The sequence below is a fragment of the Streptomyces sp. NPDC056486 genome, from assembly GCF_042795295.1.
In the GTDB taxonomy this organism is placed as follows: Bacteria; Actinomycetota; Actinomycetes; order Streptomycetales; family Streptomycetaceae; genus Streptomyces.
The window spans coordinates 1-23,219 of record NZ_JBHTSF010000034.1; the positions used below are offsets into that span (position 1 = coordinate 1).

Consider the following 23,219-nt stretch of genomic DNA (forward strand, 5'->3'; position numbering starts at 1 on the left):
AGTGCAGCCTCTCGGCTCAACCGCCCCTCCCGCCCCGCAATAACAGGAATACAAAATCAGCATGACTCGCTATGAAACAGGGCGAAACGCTCAGTCAGTTTGAGTGCGGTGAGGTGCTCGGTCAGTGAGGGCCGCGGCCGGTGGTCCATGCCGACCGGCTCGCCGAGGAACAACAGGTCGGGCCGCAGGTCGGCTTCGGTGTGCCCGACGGGCTCTGCCTTCATGGAGGCCAGGGCCCGCCGGGGCGGCACTCCGCATTGGATATGGGCATCCACCCGCCGGAGTCGACCTGATGGCCACTGACCGAACGGTGCCGGTCCCTTGTGGTGGTGATGAGTCTCCTCATCAATCGGTCGACTGATCAACAGCCGCATCCCCCGCCTCTCTGCGCCAGTGGGCCAGGTGGTGGCGGGCGGTCAGGGTGTCGGGGTGGCCCTTGCCCAGTACCCGCACCTTGTCCGCCAGGAGTTCAGCGAGTGCGGCTGCGGCACCGGCCGCATCCCCCGCCTTCCCTCGCCAGTAGGCCAAGTTGTGGCGGGCGGCCAGGGTGTCGGGGTGGTCGGGGCCCGACACTCGCAGTCTGTCGGGCAGGAGTTCGGCGAGTGCGGTCGCGGCACCGGCCGCATCCCCCGCCTCCCCCCGCCAGTAGGCCAGACTGTGGCGGGTAGCCAGGGTGTCGGGATGGCCTTCGCCCAGTACCCGCCCCCTGTCCGCCACGAGCTCGGCGAGTGCGGCTGCGGCACCGGACGCGTCCCCTGACCGCCCTCGCCAGTAAGCCAGGTGGTGGCGGGCGGTCAGGGTGCCGGGATGGTCCTCGCCCAGTACGCGCACCTTGTCCGCCAGGAGTTCGGCGAGTGCGGCCACGGCACCGGCCCGGTCCCCTGCCCGCCCTCGCCAGTGGGTCAGATGGTGGCGGGCGGCCAAGGTATCGGGGTGGTTGAGGCCCAGCATCCGCACCCTGTCTGCGAGCAGCTCGGCGAACGCGGCCACGGCACCGGTCGCATCCCCCGCCTCCCCCCGCCACCGGGCCAGACTGTGGCGGATGGCCAGGGCATCAGGATGGTTGGGGCTCAGTATCCGCACCCTGTCCGCCAGGAGTTCAGCGAGTGCGGCTGCGGCACCGGCCGCATCCCCTGCCCGCCCTCGCCAGTAGGCCAGGTGGTGGCGGGCGGCCAGGGTGTCGGGGTGGTCGGGCCCCCACACTCGCAGTCTGTCGGGCAGGAGTTCGGCAAGTGCGGCTGCGGCACCGGCCGCGTCCCCTGACCGACCTCGCCAGTAGGCCAGGTGGTGGCGGGCGGCCAGGGTGTCGGGGTGGTCGGGGCCCAGATGGCGGGTCGTGATCTCCACCAGCTGCTGCAAGTGGGCCGTGGCGGCGCTGGCCTGGCCGCTGTCGCCGAGGCTATGGCCGAGGCGGTACAGGACCACATGGGCGTCTGGCCGGTACAGGGCGTCGTGGGCGTGGCGGGTGAGGGCGTCGGTGTTGGCGCGCAGGGTCGGGGTGAGGGCGGTGTCGCGTTCGAACTCGGGCCAGGCGGCCATGAGGGCATCGGCGGCGGTGCGGGCGTACTGGTCTTGCTGGTCGGGGGTGAGGGTGTCGCGGGTGGCCCGTTGGATGAGCTGGTGGACGCGGACAGCCTGGTGGGGTGTGTCAGGGGTGTGGTCGATCAGGCTGAGCCGGTGAAGGGCGCGCAGGGCGCGTACCGCGTCCGGACGCGAGACGGGGCCTGGTCCGGCGGTCGGATCGGGGACGGGTGTGGTGCGGTGTGCGGCGAGGTGGGCGCGGGCCACCTCGCCGGTGAGCACGTCCTGGGGAATGCCGTTGGCGTCCAGCAGGGCGGCCAGGTGGAGCAGGGGCCGGGCCAGGCCGGCGGGGCGCAGTGTGTCGGCACGGGCGATGGACAGGGACCAGACGGCAGCGAGGGCGAGGGCCTGCTCGTCGGGCAGTGCGTCCGGGGCGAGGTCGGTGAGTTTCGTGGCGCGGTCGGCCAGCAGGTCGCGGTAGGCGGCCGCGCTCTCGCCGGAGTCGACGAGGTAGGCAGCGGCCTGCGCCAGGGCCAGGGCCAGATATCCGAGATCGGCGGCCAGGGCGCTGAGCTGATCGGCGGGCTCGTGGCGGTCGTGCGCGGCCAGGGAAGTGGTGAGGTAGGAGAGGGCTTCGGCCTGGGAGAACAGGCCGACCTCTACCAGGTGGCAGCCTTCCCCCTTCAGAGCGGCGTCGCGGCGGCGGGTGGTGACCAGGGTCCGGCCGTACGGGCCGGGCGGCGGCCACAGGCCGTGCAGGTCCGCTGGGTCGGCGACATCGTCCAAAACGATCAGCCACCGGCACGGCAGAGCGCCGGACTTGGGGGTCAGCCAGGCCAGGAAGGAGCGGGCGGCCTGCTCGGGGTCGTCGGGGTCGGCCCGGCACAACTCGATGCCGGCCTGCGCGTATCCGCTCACGACCGGCGAGCGGCCGCCGGCGGTGACCCAGAGCAGGACATCGAGGCCGCCGGCCTCCCACGCGGTACGGGCGTAGTCGGCGGCCAGCTGGGTCTTGCCCACCCCGCCCATCCCGGTCAGCACCTGGCGCAGCACCACGGTGCCACCGCCGTCAACCGCCGCCCGCAGCCGGTCCGCCTCGGCGCGCTGCTGGAAAGACTGCGCCCGGGAGGGGATGACACCGACCTGGTGCGGCCACCCCGCGGGCACCCGTGGTGCGGCATGCCGATGCTGGTGCATTCCCCCGACGACGGTGCCTGCGGCCTGGGCGCCGCTGGTCGCGGTGATGATGCTGGCACCGTCTCCGCCGGGGTGGGGCGGGATGTCGGGCGGGCTGGCGCCGGCCGGTCCGCTCAGCCCTGCGGCGGATCCGGCAGGGAAGGGGGGCCGATGTGCGCCCCTCCATGGATCACACCGCCGGCGATCGAGCCATGGTCGGCGTGGATGTCCACTGTGTTCGCAGCCAGCCCGCCTGCTCCGGCCATCACGCCGGACTGTGGGGCGTGATGGGCGAGCAGGCTGCGCAACTGCTCGGCAGCCCGCTCCCGCTCGGCAGCGTCCAGGCTTTCCAGCAGGGTCTCCATACGGGTCTGCCAGACGACCTCCTGGCGGTTGCGGGTCCGCTCCGCCTCGCCCGGATCGCTGGCCTGCACGCAGGCCGCGGTCTGGTCCAGGCGGTCCAGTTCGGCCTGCTCACGGTGCGCATCGCCCCGGCCGAACCAGTGCGCCACTGCCTGCCGCAGTCCCGTCCACGCATCCGTCCCCGCCGCTGACACCAGTGCCGTGCCCCCGGACGCGGCCAGCGCGATCAATGCCTGATCAAGCATTCCCGGGCCCCCTTCGCCCATGCCGTCACCGCGAGCGTAGCGCCCGGACAACCGCCGCACAGCCTCTGCAACAAGGACGGTGCGTCGAGGGATGCCCTGGTTCAGGCTTGCCGTTTGCGGTTGGAGATCGGAGACGCGGGAGGCTTTGGCAAGACCACGCTCGCCGAAATGATCTGTGCCAGCCCTCGGGTACTCAGCGGAGATCACGTCCGTCTTCGTGACGAAAGTGCTGTTGACCGCAATCGTGTTCGCGGTGTTCTGGGTGCCCGCGTGCTCGATAACCAGGTTCTCAATCAGAAACTGGACGTCGTAGATGAACCCGGGGTCGAGCTGATTCAGCACCGTACGGTAGGCGTCGGCGGCGAGATTGGCCTTGTTCAGTGGCCACATGACGATGTGCGGGCCGTGTACTGCAGGTGACCCGGGAGTCCATCCGTAGGCGCGGATATCCGCCGTCCCTGCAGGAGATCGGCGCGTCCGCCGATCTCACCAGTACCTCCTCGGGTATCCCGCCGGTGGGCTGACGAGCATGTCTCTCGTCTGCCGTGTTTCTATGCCGGTCAGCTGGTTGGGTATCCAGCAGCCGTCTGCAACGGCGGTGTTGCCCACCTGAAGCGGACCAAGAGGATCGCTTACGTGGTGCTGTCCCGTCGCGGACGGCTCGCTTGACGGGGACTCCCTGTAGCTACGCCGCGATCTAGCCCCGCGTTCTCGCCGGTCCTCAGCTGCCAAGTAGCTTCTTGACTCTCACACCGTGTCAGGCGGTCAGCTCGGAGACATCATGTTCACCATTGGAGACTTCGCCCGGCACGGCCGCGTCTCAGTCCGGATGCTGCGTCACTACGACGCGACCGGCCTGCTGCGCCCGGCCCATGTCGACCCTGCCAGCGGATACCGCTACTACACCGCTGCCCAGCTCGCCCGCCTCAACCGGATCATCGCGCTCAAGGACCTCGGATTCACCCTCCAGCAGGTCCAGGACATCGTGGACGAGAAGGTCGCCGCCGAGGAACTGCGCGGCATGCTGCGGCTGCGACAGGCCGAACTGGAGACCGCCATGGCTGTCGCGCGAGCACGGCTGGTGCAGGTCGAGGCGAGGCTCCAAGCGATCGAGAGCGAGGGCCACATGCCCACGAACGACGTTGTCATCAAGAGCGTCCCCACCGTCCGGGTGGCGGAGCTGACCGCGACCGCCGCCAGTTACCAACCCGAAGACATCAGCCCGGTCATCGCGCCGCTCTACGACGAGCTGTTCCGGTGCCTGGGGTCTGCGGGCATCACCCCTACGGGCCCAGGTGTCGCCTACTACGAAGACGCCCCGGAGGGTGGCGGCAGGATCAGGGTCCACGCCGCCGTCCAGGTCTCCGCCCCTCTCCAGGACGGCGCCTTCCGCATTCTCGACTTGCCGCCCCTCGTCCAGGCCGCGACCATCGTGCACCGCGGTTCGATGGACACCGTGCTCCCCACCGCCCAGACCCTGGCCCATTGGACCGATGCCAACGGCTACCGGGCCAATGGCTACCCCCGCGAGGTCAACCTTGAGTGCCCCGAGAACCGTGACCACTGGGTGACGGAACTGCAGGCACCGGTGACCCAGACATGATCCATCGCACCCGAGCCTGACCTGTGATCACCTTCGGGCGGCGGCGAGACCGGTGAGGTCTCCCGCTGCCCGACCTCAGCCTTGACCTTCTGGTAGCAGGTCAGGGCGGCGAGGAAGCGTGAACCGGTTCGCTCGTATCACGCTTCCCGCACCCGATCGGCCACCGGTCAGCAGCCACGACGCCTGACGTCCGAGGCGGGGGTGGGTACTTGCAGAACGCTCCAGATCGTCGGTAACGCTACTGAGGACGACGCCAGGCCCTTGCACAACTGGCACCTGCTGGACCGAAATACACGCAGCGCAGGACGCATTGCTCTGGCGTCCTCGGTACCACCTCTGCCCGGCGAGCAGGGAAGTGTGCTCGACTGGTCTCGCCGGCGTTGAGTAGTAGCTTCAGCGTCGCTTCGGCGGGCGTGGCCGTCGCGTCGTGGCGGCCTACGCGGCCTACGCGGCCTCAGAGGAGCCGACCGTCACGGTGGAGCTCGAGAATGGCCGCCAGGTGACGATCGCCGGTGTATCGCCCGATGAGGCGCAGCGGTTGGTGGAGCAATTGCTCGACAGGCGGTAGGGGTTCTGATGTCCAGGCTCCCTGTGCCCGAGCGGTCTCAAGCGCCATTCATCGGCGTGGACAGTTTCGCTTCCCTGGAAAATCTGCCGGCCGTGGGCAGGGACCTGTCCACTCTCGCCGGTCTCTTCCCGGTGACGCGCGGGGCCTGGGTGCCTCCCGCTGCCACCAGTTGCTCAATCCCGCCTCGATGCAGGAGGTGGACGAGGTAAGGGAGTGAGGTCGGTCGGACGGCCGTTGGTTGCGTGCCTGTTCGGGCATTTCGGGCGGGTGTCAGTGGGTTCTGCGATCGTGTACGTCGTGGATGAACTCGTGGAACGCGTTGATGCGCAGGATCGTGCGCTGGGGGCAGTCAGTCGACGGGACGCTGTTCGGGAGGGCTGGCTGCACCGGGTTGGCGTGGTGGTGTGCCGCGATGGGCAAGGTCGCTTTCTCGTCCATCGGCGTGCCGAGCAGCTGTCTCGTTTCCCGGGGCACTACGAACTCGGTGTCGGGGGCGCTGCGGGAGTCGGCGAGTCCTACGAGCAGGCGGCTGCCCGTGAGCTCAGTGAGGAGCTGGGGGTGCGGGCGGCAGTGTGCTTTCGGTTCAAGTTCCTCAACCGGGGTGGGCTCAGCCCTTACTGGCTTGGAGTGTGCGATGCCGTGCTTCCGGAGATCGGCGCCCCCGATCCGGGAGAGGTGGCCTGGCACGGATGGCTGACCGAGACCGAGCTACGGCGGACTCTGCAGCAGTGGACCTTCACTCCTGATAGTCAGGAGGTTTTCGGTCGGTATCTCGCCTGTCGTGCTGAGTCGGCGCTTTCGCAGCAGCGGTGCTCATGAGCTGAGTGAGAGGGACGAAGGCGCTGGTCGTTCCGAGCTCCCTGGGGGTTGGGCCGGCGGGGCGGATGCTGTAGACGCCGCCCGACGGCCGTGCGACCGCGTCGCCCTCGCCGTCGGACTCCAGCGCGTCCCCGAAGCCGGGCTCCGCTCACGGCCCGCGCCAGAGATTGGCGAAGGCCGCGTTCTCGATGGTCCGCCTCTGGCGTACGGCCTCCAGCTCCATCACCGCGTCGTGGACGGCGGCCAGCACGGTCGTCACCGCCTCGTCATCGAGGTCGGGCTCATCGTCGGATCGTTCGTCGTCGATGCCCACGAACGAGGCGAGGGCGGCCAGGACGGGTTCCTTCTCTTCCCAGCGGCCGACTGCACGGCGGCGCGCGGGCGTATCGACCGGCTCCACGCGTTGCGAGCCGAAGGGCAAACGGCCGCTTCGCTGCGGCTTCAGCTCATCGTTCTCCTCCAGGGCTGCCTGGTACGCGGCCGAGAGGTCTCGGCCCCGGCGCCACAGCCAGTCCTCGATCCGCTCATAGGGCGCCTGCCGAGTGAGCCCTGCCGCAGCCTCGCCCATGAACCGATCGTCCAGCATCGGCTGTCCACCCGGCACGATGCGGTCGCCGTCCACGGCGACCGCCCCCGCACCGATGAGATCGATCAGCTCGGCTCCCGCCAGTGCGAGGGACAGGTCGCCCTGTCCCACGGAATGCTTCAGGTCCATGGCGATGATGAACAGGTCTTTCGCCGTGGTCATGAACGGCTCCCCTCAAAGACATCGACAAAGGTGCGCCCCCACCAACAGGGCCCGCGTCCGAGGCCGGCCCGGCGGCGGGGCGACTGCCACCACCAGTATCGCCCCGCCCGCGCGGCCGAAGCCTTGCCGAAACCTTTTCGCAAGGCGGCGGGAGTCAAGGACTCCTGTCGAAAGTGGTGGGCTTGACCTGGCCAGAAGTCAGGGTCGTGCACGAGGCCACCGGGTAGCGGAGCGCGGTGAGCCGCGTAATCGCATGCGATAAACCTGGCGACGTCGGCGATCATTCCCGGGATACTGGTCGCCCATGGATGAGGTCAAAGTCGTCGTCGCCCATTCCGAGCGCGCGACCCTGCGCGTCGGTGACGTGTTTCTGAAAGTGGACGCCGATCAGGCGCGCATCGACGTCGAGGTCGAGGCGATGTCCCTCGCGCCGGTCCCGGCCCCGGAGGTCCTGTGGCGCAAGCCGCCCGTGCTCGCGATCGCCGCACTCCCGGGGACGACGCTTGGCCGCCTCGGCGGGCCGTCGACCGGGTCACCGGCGGCGTGGGCCGCGGCGGGCGCCATCATCCGGAAGCTGCACGACGCGCCGCTGCCGTCCCAGCCCGGCAGGGCCGGACGGAGCATCGTCGCGCTGGCGGCGGAACTCGACGACGAGTGCGAGTTGCTCGTGACGCATGGCGTCCTGCCCGCCGACCTGGTCACCCACAACCGCCAGGTCGCCCAGGCCGCACTCCGGCCGTGGACTCCGGCCTTCACGCACGGCGACCTGCAGATCGCGCACGTCTTCGTCCACGGCGACGAGGTCACCGGCATCATCGACTGGTCCGAGGCGGGCCGGGGTGATGCCCTGTACGACCTCGCCACCTTCACGCTCGGACACGAGGAGCACCTCGACGACGTCCTCGCCGGCTATGGCACCGACATCGACCTCGACGTGATCCACGCATGGTGGTCGTTGCGAAGCCTGCTGGCAGTTCGCTGGCTGATCGAGCACGGCTTCGACCCCTTCGCGCCGGGCTGTGAGGTCGACGTGCTGAGATCCCGGATGTGAGGCTGCTCGGGCCCGACTGCCGTGAGTGCGTTCTGACGCATCGAGCAGGCCATCCCCTAGGCCGCACCGCCTGCGCTTACTCCCGACAGAGTGCGGTGCGGAGCCGACGCCGCCAGATGACGGCGTAGCCGAGGGGGACAAACGCGTGGTGGATGCGTCGCGGATCTCCCAGCGGATGCGCAAGCGGCGGAACCAGTGCAGCAGCGCGACCGCTCCTTCCATGACGCAGCGGAACACGCCCAGGCTGGAGCCCTGCCCGGTGCCGCGCCGGGCAGGGTGCGGGGTGATCTGGAACCGGCAGGCGAGTGCGAGCACCGGGACGGACGACTGCTCGTCCTCACCGCCCTCCCTCCCCCTTGGCGACAGGGTTCTAGATCACGGCCCGGCCGGGACGATCGCTTAGGCACTTAGGCGTTCCACTCGCTCTCGCCGTGGCGGAGGAGCATCAGCTTGTACGGTGCGTCGGCCGTGCCCTGGGTCCCGGGGCCTGCTGCGACCGCGTACCACTCCCGAGACCGGCACTTGGGTGTCGGGACGCATGAGTTGCGCGCGAGATCGAGCCGCCCTTGAGCCTTGACTCGACAGTTGAGGTGTCTTGGACACGCAGCGGGCGCTCGCAATCTGCTATTCCGCTGTCCACTGCACCATCCAGCTGTCGTTCAGCACGGAGATGACGTGCTCGCAGTGGGCGACGAAGGCATCGTCGTTTTCTGCACCGGGCCCATCCACCAGGAGCCATCGCTCCAGGGCACGGCGCAGCGTATCGGCCGTGACAGCGAATTCCGTCTGCTGGTAGGCGTACCTGGCGGCTAAGCCATGGGCGCCGACAGCGATGGTGGCCGCACCCGCGACGGCCACCCAGGCTGCCGCCTGATCCACTCCGAATGCTCCTGCGAGGGCGCCCAACAGCGCACCTGTCGCACCGAGCGTGAGCTCCGCGGCGCGGACCGCCGTGACGCGGCGACTCATCTGTCGGGCCTTGGGCGTGTAGTACGTGCGGATCTGCTGTTTCAGACGGAACTCGGTGTACGACGGAACGTCCGTCACAGCGGGGAGTGTGCGCGCGGCGGGCTCGATACCCACGGTGTACGGGAGCAGGTGGGCCGCCGCTTCGCGCAGTTGTTCCACACGCTCGTGGAGCACGCGGCCAGCATCCGGGCCCCGATAGGGTGTCACGCCTGCCAAGCATATGTAGGCCTCGCTCTTGAGCGCCTCGCTCACGGAGCGCAGCAAGGTCCAGTCCCGGACCCGCGCAGGTCCGGCATTCCGGGAGCTGACCGGAACCAGGCCTGTCGCAAGTGCCGCGCCGAAGGCAAGTGATCTCCCCAACGTCGCGTTCCAGGCCACGGTCTGGGATGCAGCCGTGCCGAGGACGGCCCCGGCCAGAACCAGAATCAGGGAGGCGATTCTGGCTCGGCTGATGACAGCTTTGAGTCGGTCCGCCGCCTGGGACCACACACTTTGCTCGTCCCACAGGGACGCTACGGTCGCCATGGCGGCGTTCTCTCCCGTAGCGGCGTGACCACCTCAGTCGGGGGCGCCCTGTCCGGACGGCAGGTCTGGGCACGTGCGCTCGTAGCCGGTTCCCGGCACATACTGCCTCCACTCGGCCACGGTGAGATTCCGTTTGACCAACCGGCACCCGAACTCACGCCATGCCGTGAAGGTGCGATCCCAGATCCGTGCGACGTCATCGGCTCCCGCGGAGGCGATCCGCCTGCCGTCCGGACTGAACGCGACCGCGTAGACCTCCCCTCGGTGTCCTGCCAGCACCGGGCCCGCGGGCCGGCGCGTCGCCACCTTCCACGTGCGCACCGAACCATCGTCACCTGCCGCGGCAAGCAGGGTGCCGTCCCGGCTGAACGCCAGGGCTTCCACCCCACCGGTGTGCCCGGTCAGCGTGGTGCCGTGCGGCTTCCCCGAAGCCACGTCCCACAGGCGGACGAGGCGGTCGGCGCTCGCGGTGGCCAGCAGCCTGCCGTCCGGGCTGAACTCGACGTCGGTGACCGCGTTGGCATGCCCCGCCACCGGCTTTCCGTGGGGCCGGTGCGTGGCCACATCCCACAGTCGAAGGGTCTGGTCGCTGCTCACGCTTGCCAGCAACCTGCTGTCCGGGCTGAATGCCACCCCGTTGACCGATTCGCCGTGCCCGACGAGCGGCTTCCCGATGCGTCGGCCGGTGGCGACTGACCACAGGCGCACCTTTGTATCGCCGGCCGCGGTGGCGAGCATCCGGCCGTTCCGGCTGAACGCCACGTCCATGACCCCATCCTGATGGCCTCTCAACGGTTGCCCGTGCTGTTTCCCCGAGGCCACGTCCCACAAGCGCACCGTGTTGTCCAAGCTCGCACTGGCCAGAAGCCTTCCGTCAGAGCTGAATGCCATCCGGTACACGGGACCGCCGTGGCCCCGCAACACCCGCGCCTGCGCGGGGGCGGCGGCGCGCGTTCGCCAAAGGCGCACCGTCGCGTCGTCGCCGGCGGTGGCGAGCAGAGCTCCGAGGGGGCTGAACGCGACACCGTTCACATCGCCCCGATGGCCGCTGAGGGGCCTGCTCACCGAGTACGCCGGGGCGACATCCCACAGCCGTGCGGTCCGGTCCCAGCTGGTCGTGACGAGCCTTCTGCTGTCGGGGCTGAAGACCACCTGATTCACCAGATGGGTGTGCCCGATGAGCGGCTGGTCCAGTGCCTTTCCGGACGCCGGGTCCCACAACCGGACCTTCGCGTCTCCTCCGGCCGTCGCAAGCCGCCGCCCGTCGGGACTGAATGCCGCGGCCCAGATATCGCTGCCACCGTGACCGCTCAGCCACCGTTTGTGGTTGCCGGTCCTGACATCCCACAGGCCGGCCCTACCGTCGGCACTCGCCGTGACGACCGTCCGGCTGTCGGGGCTGAACTCCACTCGGCGCAGCCAGTCGCGATGACCGGTGAACACCCGCGCCTGGCGCGGGCGGTCCTCCCCCAGCTGCCACAGGCGCGCAGTCTTGTCCCAGCTCGCGGTGGCGAGCCACCGGCCGTTCGGGCTGAATGCCACTCCAGTAACCACGTCCCGGTGCCCTCGGAGCGGTGCGCCGCGCGGCTTCCCCGTAGCGACGTCCCACAGTCGGACGGTGCCGTCCATGCTCGCCGACGCGAGCAGCTCCCCCTCGGGGTCGAACGCCAGGTCCTGCAAGGCACCTTGGTGCCCTCGGAGCGGCGCACCATGCGCTTTCCCTGTGGCAACGTCCCACAGCCGGACGGTGCCGTCCCGGCTCGCTGTCGCCAGCAGGCTTCCGTGAGGCTGGAAGGCCACGTCCATGACTGCGCCCGTATGTCCGACCAGCGGCTTGCCGTGCCGCGTCCCCGACGCGGTGTTCCACAGGTGTACGGACTTGTCCCAGCCGCATGTCGCGAACAATGTGCCGTCCGGGCTGAACGCGGCTCCCTGCACCTGATGAGAGTGGACCATCAGCCGGGAGGCGTGCGTTACGCGCGCGAGGCCGGTGATCAACCCGGCTGGCAGCTGTGGCTGGGCCCGGTCCCCTTGTGCTACGTCCAGACTCTGCAGCCCCAGCAGAATGGCCAGGTCGGGCTGGCCGTCCACGAGGATGTTCGCCTCGGTGCCGAGCTTGTCCGACAGTGCCAGCCGCGCGCGGGAATCGGCGCGCTGATCGCTCAGGTAGGCGAGGCCGCCGGCGAGGAGGGTGAGGGCCAGCAGGGCGGCGAGGCCGGCCAGCAGCCTGCGACGCCGACGTTTCGAGCGCTGCGCGATGGCGAGTTCGCGCGCCGCGAGAGCCTGCCCGGCGCCGACGAACTGCCCCTCCAGCGGGCCGAGTTCCGCCGGATGCCCGGTCGCCCAGTTCACGAAGGCGGCAAGTCGGCCCCCGCGCAGGAGATACGACTCGTCCTGGCCGCCGCGGTCCCAGTCGGCCGCCAGCCGCTCGAGTTCCGACCGCAGACGCAGCGAGTGGCGGGAGTCGTCGATAGCTTTGCGCAGCGGGGACCATTGGCGCAGCAGCGACTCGTGGGCGACCTCGACCGCGAGTTCCTCGCCGTCGGTGACACCGCGGACAAGCAGCCGGGCCTCGACGAAGATGTCCACGACGTCCTGTTCGTCGGCGGCCAGTGTGCTGTACGGCAGGCGTCTGCGCGTCGGCTCCTGATCACCCTCGACCGCGGCGAGCTTCAGAAGGGTCGGCAGAACGGCATCGCCCCGCCCGCGCCGTGTCAGCTCGTCGAGAAGCGAGTCGGCACGGCGTCGCAGGGCGCCCACCACCCCACCCACCGCCTCATAGTCGGCAACGGTCACCATCCCCCCGCCGCCACTGCGTATGTAGAGCTCACGCAGGGTGTACGCAAGCAGAGACAGGGCGTCTCCGCCCGCGGTCTCCTCGACCATGCGCGCGATCAGTCCAGGGGCGAAGTCCAAACCGGCCTGCCGCGCGGGGCGTTCGATGACTTCGGGCAGGCGGGGACGGCTGAGCGGTTCGACGGCGACTGTCTCGTCGATCGCCTCGGTCAGGCCGGCCCGCTCCGGGCTAGTGGTGAGGAACTCCGAGCGCACAGTCGCAACGATCCACAACGGACTCTCTTCGTGTAACGCGCCGCTCAGGAGTCGCAAGAAGTCGTGCTGCTCCGCGACACCACTGCGGGTGAGCAGTTCCTCGGCCTGGTCGAGGACCAGGAGCACGCTGCGTCCTTCGCCCCCGGTCTGCGCCAGCTCTGTCGCCAAATCCACCAGCGCCTCGGAGCCCTGCTGCAGCGCCCGCTCCAGGCCGGCGACGGAGCGGGCGAGGCCATGAGCGGCGAAGCCCTCCACCAGGCTGCCCGCCAGATTCCGAGTGGGATGCCGGCCGGGACGGAACGGATGCAGTACGTCCCATAGATGGTGCCGACGGTGCAGGCGTGGCAGTAACCCCGCGTGCAGCAAAGAGGACTTGCCGCTCCCAGAAGGGCCGATGACTGCCACGAAACGGCCGGCACCGTGTTGCAAGGTGGGCTGCAACAGTTCCAGCAGCCGCTCGGTCTCGCCGGTCCGCCCGAAAAAGACACCCGCGTCTTCGGGCGCAAAAGGCTCCAGTCCCGGATAAGGGGAACGGGTGACGTCCCAGGCGAAGGAGTCTGCTGCCTCGAATCCCGCCCGTCGTAGGTCTGCCACGAGGCGGTCCAGGGCAGAGTCGCCGTCCGCGAGATCCAGCCACTGGATCTCATCAAGGAGACGCAGCCGTGCGGTGCTGTCGACACGCAGTGGAAAGACCGGCCTGCCCAGCGAGCGGGCCAGACTCAGCTCAGCAAAGCACCAGTGCGAGGAGACGGAAGCGGTACTCGCCAAATAGACCACCGCGTCTGCTTTCCGCAACTGCACATACAGCTCACGTTCCCAGGAGCGGCCGACTGGAATTCCAAGGTCGGGATCAAAGCTGAGAAAGAGACCGGCAAATCCTTCACTGCTGAGCCGCGCGACAACCCACTCAGCCACAGCACGGTCTTGGCTGCTGTGGCTGATGAAAAGGGATACCATGCCCCCTCGATCGCTACTCGTTACTGTGCGCCGGGTACCACGCCGCGCCGCTGCCATCCTCGGGATCGGAGAGCGTCGTTTCACTCAGGCGGTACTTGTAACTGTGCTTCTGTCCATCCTCGTGCCGGTGCTCATATTCGCACCTGAAGGTATCGGTTTCCCGGGAGACCCCACCTTCCCACTTGCACTGGAATTGATCGGGGGCTGCCAGGTATTCCCAGCCCGAGTCGTCGGGAGGAAGCCGCATCTCGGTTTCCTCTGCAAGTATCGCACCAAGCCGAACCGGCTTCGCTTTGCCAGACTTACACATGTACGCCTCTACGACCTTGTTTTTCTCCTTTTCGACGTACTTGCACGTGAAGTGCTCAGGAGGTTTATACCCTTCGACAAACCGGGCACGTGATTGGTTGTTTTTTGGCTTTTTGGGCTTGGCCAACACATCTGACGCAGTGGACAGAACCCATGCACAGGCCAGAAAAGCAGCCAGAAGCAGCGCCAGACCGCGGATTTGTCCCGCAGTAAGTTTATGAAGCAACGATTCCCCCTCCCCCGAGAGGTCCAGTGGTCGAAGTGAAGACCTCATCCAATGCGTCGCGGAGTCGTTCCTTACGCCCCGTAAATTCGATAGCACCCTCAAGGCGCCGCAAGTGGACTGGACCCGTTTGAGAATTTCTGACACTAGCACTCGCCACTTGACCCGGTCAAGAAGTGAAATCAGAGAAACACTAGCGAAAATTGTGAAGATGAAGCGTGCCACGACACGGATGAAGCCTTCGAAGTTTCACTGACTTCGACTCGCAAGGGTGGTCTTTTCTGAATTTCCTGATGAGGCTGGGGTATTGGCTATATCCCGTGGGGCGTGAGATATACGGATAGGGGCGGGCCGACTGCCTCGGGACGTCATAGTCGGGAAGCCGTACGGTTACAGGCCTCTCGCCTCACATGGCCCGAGCGGATCACGGTGCCGTCTGTCGCCGCGCTGCCTGGCCAGGCTCGCCGCGGCCCCGGGGCGCGCCTCCCCAGGGCCGCGGTTTCCGTTGCCCGCAGCGGGCTCCCGCCAGTGGTGGCCCCCGTCAGCAGTGGCTCCCGTCAGTGGTCGGTCACAGATCCAGGACCAGGCGTGGGCAGGCTGCGCGCGAGACGCAGATGAACATCGTGTCGTTGCATGCCTGTTCAGCGGGGGTGAGGAGGGAGTCCCTGTGGTCCACCACCCCGTCGAGGACCGCGGTCTCGCAGGTGCCGCAGGTGCCCTCCTTGCACGAGGACAGCACTTGCACGCCGGCCTCCTCGACACTCTCCAGGACGCTCTTGTCCGGCGGGACCGTCACCGTGATGCCGGTGCGGGAGAGTTCCACCTCGAAGGAGGCCGAAGGGGCATCGTCCTCCCGCACCCTCGGTGTGAAGCGCTCGATGTGCAGTGTGCCCTCCGGCCAGGAGGCACACCGCTGTTCCACCGCGTCGAGCAGAGGCTCGGGGCCGCAGCAGTAGACGAGGGTGCCTGTAGCGGGGCTGCCGAGCAGCCCGTCCAGGTCGAGGTGGCCGGTCTCGTCCTGGGGGCACACTTCCACCCGGCGGGGATGGTCCTTGGCGAGCTGCTCGGCGAAGGCCATGGTGGCGCGGCTGCGCCCGCCGTACACCAGTCGCCAGTCAGCTCCCCGCCGGTCGGCGGCGGCGATCATCGGCAGGATCGGGGTGATACCGATGCCGCCCGCGATGAACACGTAGCGCTGGGAGCCGAGTAGTTGGAAGTGGTTGCGGGGGCCGATCACCCGGACCGTGTCGCCCACGGCCAGCACGTCGTGCACGTACTGGGAGCCGCCCCGGCTCTCCGGCTCGTGCAGCACGGCCACTTGAAGGAGGGAGGCGTCCCCAGGATCACCGCACAGCGAGTACTGCCGTACCAAATCGGGGCCCAGCACCAGGTCGATGTGGGCGCCCGGGCTCCACGCCGGCAGCCGCGCGCCGGATGGATGGGTCAGGCTGAGCCGGACGACGCCCTCGGCGAGGAACTCCCGGTGCACCAGGGCCAGGTCGAGTTCGCCCCCGGTGCGCGGAAGGCTCGTGCTGTTCATGGTGATGACTCTCTTTCCGGACCGGGGGGGGCGACTTCAGGCGAAGTCCGCCTGGCGAGGCTGAGGGGCGGGTGCGAGTGCGGGAGCGGGAGCGGGAGCGGACTCCGGGACAGAGCCGAGGTGGTGGTCCTCGGGATGGCCCAGCAGCCAGTCCCACAGCACCACCGGATCCTCGAACTCCCGTTGCGCACCGCAGTGACAGACGGCCAGCAACCGGTCGGTGCCGAGCACCCAGTGGATGCGGTAGACGCCATCGCCGGAGAGGGCGGGTGGGTGCAGCGGGATCATCGGGTCACCGCCGGGGCCTGTGTCACGGTCCCCTCCTGGGCCAGCCGGGCAAGGATGCGGCGGGCGGCGAGTCCGCCCGTGTCGATGTTGATGCTCAGCTCCTGGTAGCCGGCCTGCTCGGTGTCCAGGGATTTCTGCAGCACGTTGAGGGCGACGACATCCTGCATGACCACCGTGTGGTTGTTGCCGTGCAGGAATTCGGTGACGTTCTGGTCGTCGAGGGCGAAGTCGCGGGCCACGGCCCAGAAGTCGTACGTCGATTTCTCCGTCGACGGGGTGATGCCGTAGACCACCTCCACATGGAAGGCATGCGGGTCGCTGCCGTCCGGGTTCGGCCCGGGCGCGCCGACCGGCGCGATGCGCGAGTGGAGCAAGTAGAGACACGGCGCGTGGTACTCGATGTCCTGCCAACGGCTGATGCGGCCCTCGACACCCGTGGACTTGGCGTAGAACGGAGGGCATTCCGCGTCGTCCATGTGGCGGCTGACGCGGACAATGCCGGCTGTGTCGTCGACCTCGGTGGTGATGGGCGTCTCGGCCACCTCCGGTGTGCCGATGTAGCCGCCGTGCAGGTACGTCTCGTGCGACAGGTCCATGAGGTTGTCGACCAGCAGCCCGTAGTCGCCGTCGACCGGCTCCATGCCCGACACCACGGTGTACCCGGGCGAGTCCATCCACGGAGCGCGGGGCGGGAGGGTGTTGCCGGGTTCACGGTCGCCGATCCACACCCAGACGAAGGAGTCCTGCTCGATCACCGGGTACGTTTTCAGGCGCGCCGTGCGCGGGATGCGGTGCTGGCCGGGCACGAAGACGCAGCCGCCGTCGGTGCCGTAGGTGAAGCCGTGGTAGCCGCACACCACCCGGTCTCCGTCCAGCCTGCTCGGCGCCAGCGAGAGCGGGAAGCGCCGGTGCACACAGCGCTCGGACATCGCCACCGCCCGGCCGTCCTCCGTGCGGTACAGGAGGATCGGCTCGGCCAGCACGGTACGTCCGAGCAGCTCGCGCCCGACCTCGCGGCCGTAGGCAGCGACGTACCACTGATTGCGTACGAAAGCAGTCATGATCGTTTCCCTTCGGAGAACGGAGCGCTGCAGGATTCAAGGAGCGTGGTACCGATGGCCTGAGCGCGGGTTCCGGGTTTGCGGTCGGCAGCGGCTCATCGGCCCCTTGTTGCGGAGGGGGTCGGCCGGTGCGGACCATCGTGGGCTCGGCGCCCCCGGGTCACCAGGGCCCTTTCCGGATGCCGGGAAACATCTACGCAATCCCGGCCGTGCTGACGTGACGGGGCGGCGCAGTCCGGAGCTACGGCGTGGTCAAGGCGCGGGAGATCGCCCGGGCGCTCGTACAGACGAGCCGGGCCAACCCATGTGCGGAGGCGCTGCCATGACGGACCACCAGCGACACCGAGGCGATCACCGCGCCACCGCGGTGCACCGGCGCGGCGACCGACAGAGCGTCCATCGTGACCTGGCGGTCGCTGACGGCGTAGCCGTTGGTCCGCACATCGGCCAGCATGCGCCGCAACTCACGCGGATCAGTGACCGTGCCCGGCGTGAATCGCTCCAGCGGGCCCGCGAGCGCCTGCCCCTGCACCTCGGCAGGGGCGTGCGCGAGCAGGACAAGGCCCACGCCGGTGGCCGTGAGGGCGAAGCGCCCTCCCACGCGCGTCAGCACGGGCACCGCGCCTGACGCCGCGATGCGCTCGACGAAGACGACCTCCGTGCCCTCGCGCACCGCGAGCTGAACGTTCTCGCGGGTGACCTGGGAGAGGTCCTCAAGGAACGGTAGGGCCCGCTCGCGCAGGCCCTGTCCGCGCGGCGCGAGGGAGGCGACTTCCCACAGTCGCAGGCCGACGCGGTAGCACCCTTTGTCGCCGCGCTCCAGCGCTCCCCAGGCGATGAGCTCGCCGAGCATCCGGTGCACGGTCGACACCGGAAGCCCGGATCGCCGGGACAACTCGCTCAGCGTCATCTCCGGGTACTTCGCGCTGAACGCGCCGAGGATCTGCAGGGCACGCCCAAGTACGGGCCCCGTGCCCGACTCGGAGTTGCGGCGGCGGAGCGTCGGGGTGCCTCCCCCGTCAGCCGCCGGGGACGGCGACTCATGGGTCTGCTGCGGCCCACGTGCGAGCGAGTCTTCCAAAGCTCCCTCACCGATTCCCGACTGCGTGTTCCGGTCGGCCGTGGCACGGCCGCCCTCGGAGGCCTGGCGACGCGCGACCAGTTGTCCGAGGCTGTGGCGGTCAGTGTGCAAGAAGGTCGCTGCCACGTCGAGACGTCAGCACCCCCGCGACCGGGAACGCAGCTGATTGGCGAGCTGCTGCCGGTTCCACAGAGAGTATTGCTGAGCGCCGGCGAGGACGGCGATAGCGCGGCCGAGTTCAGAATCCCGGGCAGCGGAATCGGCAACCCCCGAACACTGCTGATGCCCCCTTATCGGGGCGCCGGTCGGGCCGCCGACAAGGCGCGTCAAGAATCAAAGGGTGCCCGGTGCGGTACCTGTCTGTTCGCGGGGCGCGACGCCCGTTGGGGCCTCCACGTAGAACAGGCCCGTGGCCACCGGCTGGCCGTGCTCCTCCGGGGCGAGATAGCGATCCTGCTCGTCTTCCGGCTTCGTCTCCTCGGCCTCCGGCCGGTGGCTGTTCGCCCAGGCGTCCTGCCGGACGCCGGTCACCTGCCACGACACCCGGACGTCTGGCTTGTCCGTGCGAATGCTGAAGCGGTTGTCCCTGAGCTCCTCGGCCACGATGGCCTGGGCGAACACCCCGATCACCGTCAGCTGGTATCGGAAATCACGATTGAGCGCCTCAAAATAGCTGGGTAAATCGACCACCGCGTTGCCTTCTGCGTCGGTGGTCACGTTCCCGTTGTAGATGTTCATCATGTCCGGGGACTCGACGAAGCTGTGATTCAGGTAGCTGCGCGCGGGATCCAGCGGGTGGTCGATCCGGAATCCGCCGCCGGACTTGCTCAACATGCCGTTCACGCGCACTGCTCCATTGAAGATTCCCGCGAAGCCGCCGGCGGTGTTGTCGCCGAGGACGGCCGCCCCGGCCGCAAGGGAGCGCGCATTCGACCGGCCGGCGACCCCGAATCCCCCGCCGCTCATGTTCTCGCCGTACACACCGCTCGCGGCCCGGCTCTCGGACGCCCCCTGCACCCCGTTGCGGCGTGTGCTGAACCCGTCCACGCCGTCGCCGCCGCTCCAGTTCCCGCCGTCGACTCCAGGACTCGCACCGCCGCTGTATCCCCCGACTCCGACACCGGGCGACCAGCCGCGGACACCGTAGCCCGTTCCGGTGTTCTCGCCGTACACGCCTGCGCCGTTGAAGCAGCCTTCGGGGAAGGAGCAGCCGTTGGAGTAGCCGGCGACGCCGTGGCCTTGATTGTTCCCCCTGCCCACTACCGCTGCATGGGAAAATGCAGTGTTCTCTGCGGCCAACGTATGTGGAGATGCGGCCGATGTCAGAGTCGTCGGGTCGTTGCCAGAGTTGTTTCCGGTGCCGTACTGCAGATTCCCAACCGTCATCGGGCATCATCCTTGCGTCAGTGTTGTCACCCGGGTGGGAGTGTTGTCCAAGAGGCGTGCAGGTTCTGTCCTCAACGTCCCTCGCGAATCAGCTTTCGGTCCTGTCGTCGCGGATCAGCCTTTGAGCTACTACGTCCACTTTGAGGTTGACGTCCGGGCTCACCGCCTCATCGAGTGACGTCTCGTCGACCACCAGGTAGTCGAGCTCGGCTGGGTGCCGCTGCCGCAAAGACTCTTCGAAGGAGGTCATCTCCTCGCGGATGCGCTGATCGTCGAATTCTTCCGCAGGCGCCGCTGCCAGCTGGTGCACATGGACGATGTCGCCCGAGTTCCGGTCGTAGTACACGCGGACCTGTAACACCCGCAGGTCCTGTCCTGACCCGCCCGGCTGTTGCGTCACGGGGTCCTCACTCCTCAGTCCCAGGGTGACAACTTGGCGATGGCGTATGCGTACTCGTTGATCACTCGCACGGTGAAGGTGGCCGACAGGCAATTCGCGATCCACTGCGCGCTCTGCGCGCCGTCCGGGTCAGGAGAGATCCCGGTGTATATCTGATCATCGCTCGGCTGATAGCGGATTGCTGAGATCCATGCGTAGGCGGCCCCGCTGCCCGATACTCGGGCCAGCGCGGTCTCGGCGAATGCCCACCCTCGGCCGCCGGCCCTGGCGATGGTCACGGAGATCTCGTGCGTGCCGCCGCTGACGGCCCATAATCCCCTGCTGTATACGTTACTTATCGGCATCCTTCCCCCTCCCTCTCTGGAAGAAGGTGCTGTCGCATCGTCAGCCTGTCAACCCGCGCCGGACGTACACCGGCAAGATTACGCCGATACGTCCTCCAGCCACTGCGCACGGGCCGCCTAGGGCGTGAACTCGGCTGGAGGTCCAGCGAGGTTCGCGGGCGGGGAGAGAACGGATGGGTGATCGCCTTCCCTGGGCGTCCGCCCAGAAGTGCCTGGAGTGACGTATGGGGATTCCAATGCGTCTCCCTATACACCTGCCAACTATGCACCTGCCAATCCACCTGCGGGTCAAGGAAGCAGGGGAATTTCAGCCCCCTCTGCAGGTCAATGAGGCACTAGCCCTTCTTATGCCAACTGCCACTTGTGGTGGAGATTCCTCTTCCCCGTAGTCATCTGGGGACCCGCGCGGGGCAGTTGCTACTCGGCGGTTATTTGCGGGCTTTCCTCATTATTCGATGGAACCGGTCTCGATTGACCAGCTTCATAGGGGCACCCTCCCCCTGCGGATGGAGCAACTGTCCGTCATCGGGATGCGGAGGTGACACACAAGTGCTGCGGGCTCTCTCACGCGGCGACCGCGAGTGCTCTCCCCCTGAACACCGCGTGCCACTCGGGCCCCGCAACCGCGCAGGCGTCAGGTGTGGCCGTCCTCGGTGACGGCGGAGGCAGCGGTGTTGTAGCGGGCGAGCAGGCCGCGCAGGGCCCTGACCTCCTCCGGGGGCCAGGCTTCGGTACGGGTGGACACCTCGTGGTGCATCAGGGCATCGGCGTGGGCGAGGAGTTCGCGGCCGTGGTCGCTGGGGTGCAGCAGCTGCATGCGGGCGTTGTCCGGGTCGGCCTCGCGTACCACCAGGCCTGCGTGCTGCAGAGCGGCGACCTGGCGGCTGATCGTGGACTTGTTGATGCCGTAGAGACCGACCAGGTCGCGCGCTCGGGCCCCGTTCCGTTCGGCCATCTCCGACAGCAGGGAGTACTCGACGAAGCTCAGGTCCGGGTGGAGCCGTTCGGCGTTGGTCCGGAAACGCCGGGAGAGGGTCACCAGCTCGCGGACGAGTGCCGGCAGCTCTCGGTCGTCATCAGCCACATGTATGCCCTTCCCTTGTTCACTCCCGCATCGTGAGTTGCATTTTGCATCATTGACAGTCCGGGATTACGCTCGTGTTGCAGAATACAACTCAACCTGGGCTGCGCCTCGCCCGAGAGCAACCCGGTGGGCCGCATGGGGCATTACACCCCTTTTCGTGACCTTGGGGATACCATCGGCGAACCCACCGCCGAACGCGAGCGCACGCACATCGCCCTGATACGCGTCCACGGCGAGACCTCCGACGCCCGAGCCGCCCTCCGGGGCGCGGCGTGCGACCGCTTCCCGCAGCGAGCCCGTCCCGACATCCTCACCCTGCACAGATGCAAAGGCAGCAGTGTCCATGAGCGCCGAAGAACTCACCGACCGCATCCAGAAGGCCATCGCCCACCCGCTCACCAGTGACGACGGCTTCGACATCCACCAGGCCCTGCGCGAGGTCCTCGCCTCGGTCGACCTCCACCCCGAGGACAGCGGCGGAGGGATCAGCTTCATCGGCAGCGACCCGGTCGTCCCGAGCATCATGCGTCTTGGCGCCGTGCCCGCCCTGGGCATGACCGCCAAGTCCGTCGCCCTGGCGGCACTTTGGCGCCAGCGCGGCGGCGAAGGCCAGGACATCACCATGGACCTGCGCAAGGCCCCGCACCGGCTCTGCCCCTTCTACGACAAGAAGTGGGAACTGCTCAACGGCTACCCGGGCGGCGCACCCTCGGACCCGGCCAACCCGCTCGGCTTCGACTTCTACCAAGCACGCGACGGACGCTGGGTCATGCCGCTCAATCCTTACCCAAAGATCAAGAACGCCGTCTACAAGCTCCTGCGCACCTGGCCCGAGAAGCAGGCCGTCGCGGATGCCGTTGCCACGTGGGACGCCGCCGACCTCGAGCAGGCCGGCGAAGAGATCGGCGTGGTGATGCCCGTGCTGCGCACCACCGAGGAGTTCCTCAGGGAACCGGCCTACGAACACATCGCCCGGGAACCGCTCATCAAGATCGAGAAGATCGGCGACAGCGAACCCGAACCCCTTGCCCCCGCCGCTGACCAGCCGCTCTCGGGCGTACGCGCCCTGGGTATGGGGCACATCATCGCGGGCGCCGGCGTCGGCCGCGACCTCGCCCAGCATGGTGCGGACGTGCTGAACATCTGGCGACCCAACGAGCTGGAGCACGACTCCACGTACAACAGCGCCAACGTCGGCGTCCGCTCCACCACCATCGACCCGTACGGCCACACGGGGCAGGCGCGGATCCGCCAACTGCTGCGTGACGCCGACATCTTCTACGCCAACCGCCGCCCCGGCTACCTGGAGAAGATCGGCCTGAGCGCCGAACAGGCCGCGGCGATCCGCCCCGGCATCATCCACGTCAGCCTCTCGCTAGCCGGGGAGGCCGGCCCGTGGGCCCACCGCGTCGGCTTCGACCAGACCGCCGGCGCGCTCAGCGGCATCATGCTGATGGAGGGCGAGGACGGTGTCGCGGCCGGGCCGACCAGCACGCCGGGCCTGCCCTACATCAGCGTCGTCAACGACTACGTCCTGTCCTGGCTGGCCACCACCGGCACGCTCGCCGCCCTGATGCGCCGCGCCACCGACGGCGGCAGCTACCGCGTCACCCTCAACCTCACCCGCATCGCCGCCTGGATCCTCAGCCTCGGTGTCTTCGACCGCGCCTACGCACGGGCAACCGCCCTCAATCCCGACCCCGACTCCCCCCACGCCTACCTCGACCCGGACACCTTCACCGCCGACACCCCCTGCGGCCACTACCAGGGCGTCACCGACCAGGTGCTCATGTCCCGGACCCCCGGCCGCTTCCGCGACATCCTGGTCCCACGCGGCAGCAGCGCCCCTGTCTGGCTCCCCCGCCACAGCTGACCGTTCACACGGGCCGCACTCGCGATCTGGGCGA

21 protein-coding genes and 1 pseudogene are annotated in these 23,219 nt (G+C 68.4%); 6 read left to right on the forward strand and 16 right to left on the reverse strand.

Translation table 11 applies throughout. From position 1 onward, the window contains the following. Nucleotides 1-56: 56 nt before the first annotated feature. From ACFQ7F_RS16190 to ACFQ7F_RS16200, 3 genes are all read right to left on the reverse strand, one after another. The gene (locus ACFQ7F_RS16190) at nucleotides 57-224 is read right to left on the reverse strand and encodes a hypothetical protein (protein WP_383270821.1); all 168 of its coding nucleotides are present in this window, start codon (nucleotides 222-224) and stop codon (nucleotides 57-59) included. Between the two features lie 121 nt (nucleotides 225-345). Next, a complete protein-coding gene (locus tag ACFQ7F_RS16195) occupies nucleotides 346-2,718 on the reverse strand; it encodes a tetratricopeptide repeat protein (protein WP_383270823.1) in 2,373 nt (790 codons plus the stop codon). A 113-nt stretch (nucleotides 2,719-2,831) separates the two neighbouring features. Then, complete coding sequence (locus ACFQ7F_RS16200) at nucleotides 2,832-3,695, reverse strand: hypothetical protein (RefSeq protein WP_383270824.1); 864 nt, start codon at nucleotides 3,693-3,695, stop codon at nucleotides 2,832-2,834. A gap of 26 nt (nucleotides 3,696-3,721) precedes the next feature. Here ACFQ7F_RS16200 and ACFQ7F_RS16205 point away from each other — a divergent pair, with 26 nt between their 5' ends. From ACFQ7F_RS16205 to ACFQ7F_RS16220, 4 genes are all read left to right on the forward strand, one after another. Continuing rightward, nucleotides 3,722-3,829 (forward strand): hypothetical protein, encoded by a 108-nt coding sequence (locus ACFQ7F_RS16205; protein WP_383270826.1) that lies wholly within the window; start codon nucleotides 3,722-3,724, stop codon nucleotides 3,827-3,829. Nucleotides 3,830-4,086: 257 nt separating this feature from the next. Beyond that, complete coding sequence (locus tag ACFQ7F_RS16210) at nucleotides 4,087-4,908, forward strand: MerR family transcriptional regulator (protein WP_383270827.1); 822 nt, start codon at nucleotides 4,087-4,089, stop codon at nucleotides 4,906-4,908. Between the two features lie 427 nt (nucleotides 4,909-5,335). Beyond that, on the forward strand, nucleotides 5,336-5,476 hold the full coding sequence (locus tag ACFQ7F_RS16215) for a hypothetical protein (protein WP_383270828.1): 141 nt from the start codon (nucleotides 5,336-5,338) through the stop codon (nucleotides 5,474-5,476). 297 nt (nucleotides 5,477-5,773) lie between these two features. Continuing rightward, a complete protein-coding gene (locus tag ACFQ7F_RS16220) occupies nucleotides 5,774-6,295 on the forward strand; it encodes an NUDIX domain-containing protein (RefSeq protein ID WP_383270829.1) in 522 nt (173 codons plus the stop codon). Nucleotides 6,296-6,443: 148 nt separating this feature from the next. On the opposite strand, the gene ACFQ7F_RS16225 is transcribed toward ACFQ7F_RS16220, so the two are convergent. Beyond that, on the reverse strand, nucleotides 6,444-7,043 hold the full coding sequence (locus ACFQ7F_RS16225; protein WP_383270831.1) for a GPP34 family phosphoprotein: 600 nt from the start codon (nucleotides 7,041-7,043) through the stop codon (nucleotides 6,444-6,446). A 304-nt stretch (nucleotides 7,044-7,347) separates the two neighbouring features. On the opposite strand from ACFQ7F_RS16225, the gene ACFQ7F_RS16230 reads away from it, so the two are divergent. Continuing rightward, the gene (locus tag ACFQ7F_RS16230; protein ID WP_383270832.1) at nucleotides 7,348-8,094 is read left to right on the forward strand and encodes a phosphotransferase family protein; all 747 of its coding nucleotides are present in this window, start codon (nucleotides 7,348-7,350) and stop codon (nucleotides 8,092-8,094) included. Nucleotides 8,095-8,718: 624 nt separating this feature from the next. Here the strand turns inward: ACFQ7F_RS16230 and ACFQ7F_RS16235 are convergent. The 12 genes and pseudogenes from ACFQ7F_RS16235 to ACFQ7F_RS16290 all read right to left on the reverse strand — a co-directional run bounded on the left by ACFQ7F_RS16235 (nucleotide 8,719) and on the right by ACFQ7F_RS16290 (nucleotide 21,312). Continuing rightward, a complete protein-coding gene (locus ACFQ7F_RS16235) occupies nucleotides 8,719-9,237 on the reverse strand; it encodes an SLATT domain-containing protein (RefSeq protein WP_383270911.1) in 519 nt (172 codons plus the stop codon). Nucleotides 9,238-9,258: 21 nt separating this feature from the next. Beyond that, nucleotides 9,259-9,588 (reverse strand): annotated as a pseudogene (locus tag ACFQ7F_RS16240) (DUF4231 domain-containing protein); the annotation flags it as partial. Nucleotides 9,589-9,621: 33 nt separating this feature from the next. Beyond that, the gene (locus ACFQ7F_RS16245) at nucleotides 9,622-13,653 is read right to left on the reverse strand and encodes a TIR domain-containing protein (protein ID WP_383270833.1); all 4,032 of its coding nucleotides are present in this window, start codon (nucleotides 13,651-13,653) and stop codon (nucleotides 9,622-9,624) included. After that, nucleotides 13,610-14,131: a hypothetical protein gene (locus ACFQ7F_RS16250; protein ID WP_383270835.1), complete on the reverse strand. Its 522-nt coding sequence runs from the start codon at nucleotides 14,129-14,131 to the stop codon at nucleotides 13,610-13,612. The genes ACFQ7F_RS16245 and ACFQ7F_RS16250 overlap by 44 nt, the downstream gene beginning before the upstream one ends. A 565-nt stretch (nucleotides 14,132-14,696) precedes the next feature. Continuing rightward, the gene (locus ACFQ7F_RS16255; RefSeq protein WP_383270837.1) at nucleotides 14,697-15,668 is read right to left on the reverse strand and encodes a PDR/VanB family oxidoreductase; all 972 of its coding nucleotides are present in this window, start codon (nucleotides 15,666-15,668) and stop codon (nucleotides 14,697-14,699) included. 36 nt (nucleotides 15,669-15,704) lie between these two features. Next, a complete protein-coding gene (locus tag ACFQ7F_RS16260; protein ID WP_383270838.1) occupies nucleotides 15,705-15,956 on the reverse strand; it encodes a hypothetical protein in 252 nt (83 codons plus the stop codon). Further along, the gene (locus tag ACFQ7F_RS16265; protein ID WP_383270840.1) at nucleotides 15,953-17,017 is read right to left on the reverse strand and encodes a Rieske 2Fe-2S domain-containing protein; all 1,065 of its coding nucleotides are present in this window, start codon (nucleotides 17,015-17,017) and stop codon (nucleotides 15,953-15,955) included. Before ACFQ7F_RS16265 ends, ACFQ7F_RS16260 begins: the two co-directional genes overlap by 4 nt. A 241-nt stretch (nucleotides 17,018-17,258) precedes the next feature. Then, nucleotides 17,259-18,224: an IclR family transcriptional regulator gene (locus tag ACFQ7F_RS16270; RefSeq protein WP_383270842.1), complete on the reverse strand. Its 966-nt coding sequence runs from the start codon at nucleotides 18,222-18,224 to the stop codon at nucleotides 17,259-17,261. Nucleotides 18,225-18,431: 207 nt separating this feature from the next. Further along, on the reverse strand, nucleotides 18,432-19,484 hold the full coding sequence (locus ACFQ7F_RS16275) for a hypothetical protein (RefSeq protein WP_383270844.1): 1,053 nt from the start codon (nucleotides 19,482-19,484) through the stop codon (nucleotides 18,432-18,434). An 88-nt stretch (nucleotides 19,485-19,572) separates the two neighbouring features. After that, nucleotides 19,573-19,884, reverse strand: coding sequence for a hypothetical protein (locus ACFQ7F_RS16280; RefSeq protein WP_383270846.1), 312 nt, complete (start codon nucleotides 19,882-19,884; stop codon nucleotides 19,573-19,575). A gap of 14 nt (nucleotides 19,885-19,898) precedes the next feature. Next, nucleotides 19,899-20,162 carry a hypothetical protein gene (locus ACFQ7F_RS16285; protein ID WP_383270848.1) on the reverse strand — a complete coding sequence of 88 codons (264 nt, stop codon included), beginning with the start codon at nucleotides 20,160-20,162 and terminating at the stop codon, nucleotides 19,899-19,901. A gap of 700 nt (nucleotides 20,163-20,862) precedes the next feature. Then, a complete protein-coding gene (locus ACFQ7F_RS16290; protein ID WP_383270849.1) occupies nucleotides 20,863-21,312 on the reverse strand; it encodes a MarR family winged helix-turn-helix transcriptional regulator in 450 nt (149 codons plus the stop codon). 343 nt (nucleotides 21,313-21,655) lie between these two features. Here ACFQ7F_RS16290 and ACFQ7F_RS16295 point away from each other — a divergent pair, with 343 nt between their 5' ends. Beyond that, complete coding sequence (locus tag ACFQ7F_RS16295) at nucleotides 21,656-23,185, forward strand: CoA transferase (protein WP_383270850.1); 1,530 nt, start codon at nucleotides 21,656-21,658, stop codon at nucleotides 23,183-23,185. Nucleotides 23,186-23,219: the final 34 nt, after the last annotated feature.

Coding starts and splice junctions, on each gene's coding strand:
- ACFQ7F_RS16190 (WP_383270821.1), bottom strand. CDS start 224: ATGAAGGCAGAGCCCGTCGGGCACACCGAAGCCGACCTGCGGCCCGAC.
- ACFQ7F_RS16195 (WP_383270823.1), bottom strand. CDS start 2,718: ATGCACCAGCATCGGCATGCCGCACCACGGGTGCCCGCGGGGTGGCCG.
- ACFQ7F_RS16200 (WP_383270824.1), bottom strand. CDS start 3,695: ATGTGGCCACTGAACAAGGCCAATCTCGCCGCCGACGCCTACCGTACG.
- ACFQ7F_RS16210 (WP_383270827.1), top strand. CDS start 4,087: ATGTTCACCATTGGAGACTTCGCCCGGCACGGCCGCGTCTCAGTCCGG.
- ACFQ7F_RS16225 (WP_383270831.1), bottom strand. CDS start 7,043: ATGACCACGGCGAAAGACCTGTTCATCATCGCCATGGACCTGAAGCAT.
- ACFQ7F_RS16230 (WP_383270832.1), top strand. CDS start 7,348: ATGGATGAGGTCAAAGTCGTCGTCGCCCATTCCGAGCGCGCGACCCTG.
- ACFQ7F_RS16245 (WP_383270833.1), bottom strand. CDS start 13,653: ATGGCAGCGGCGCGGCGTGGTACCCGGCGCACAGTAACGAGTAGCGAT.
- ACFQ7F_RS16255 (WP_383270837.1), bottom strand. CDS start 15,668: ATGAACAGCACGAGCCTTCCGCGCACCGGGGGCGAACTCGACCTGGCC.
- ACFQ7F_RS16260 (WP_383270838.1), bottom strand. CDS start 15,956: ATGATCCCGCTGCACCCACCCGCCCTCTCCGGCGATGGCGTCTACCGC.
- ACFQ7F_RS16265 (WP_383270840.1), bottom strand. CDS start 17,017: ATGACTGCTTTCGTACGCAATCAGTGGTACGTCGCTGCCTACGGCCGC.
- ACFQ7F_RS16275 (WP_383270844.1), bottom strand. CDS start 19,484: ATGACGGTTGGGAATCTGCAGTACGGCACCGGAAACAACTCTGGCAAC.
- ACFQ7F_RS16295 (WP_383270850.1), top strand. CDS start 21,656: ATGAGCGCCGAAGAACTCACCGACCGCATCCAGAAGGCCATCGCCCAC.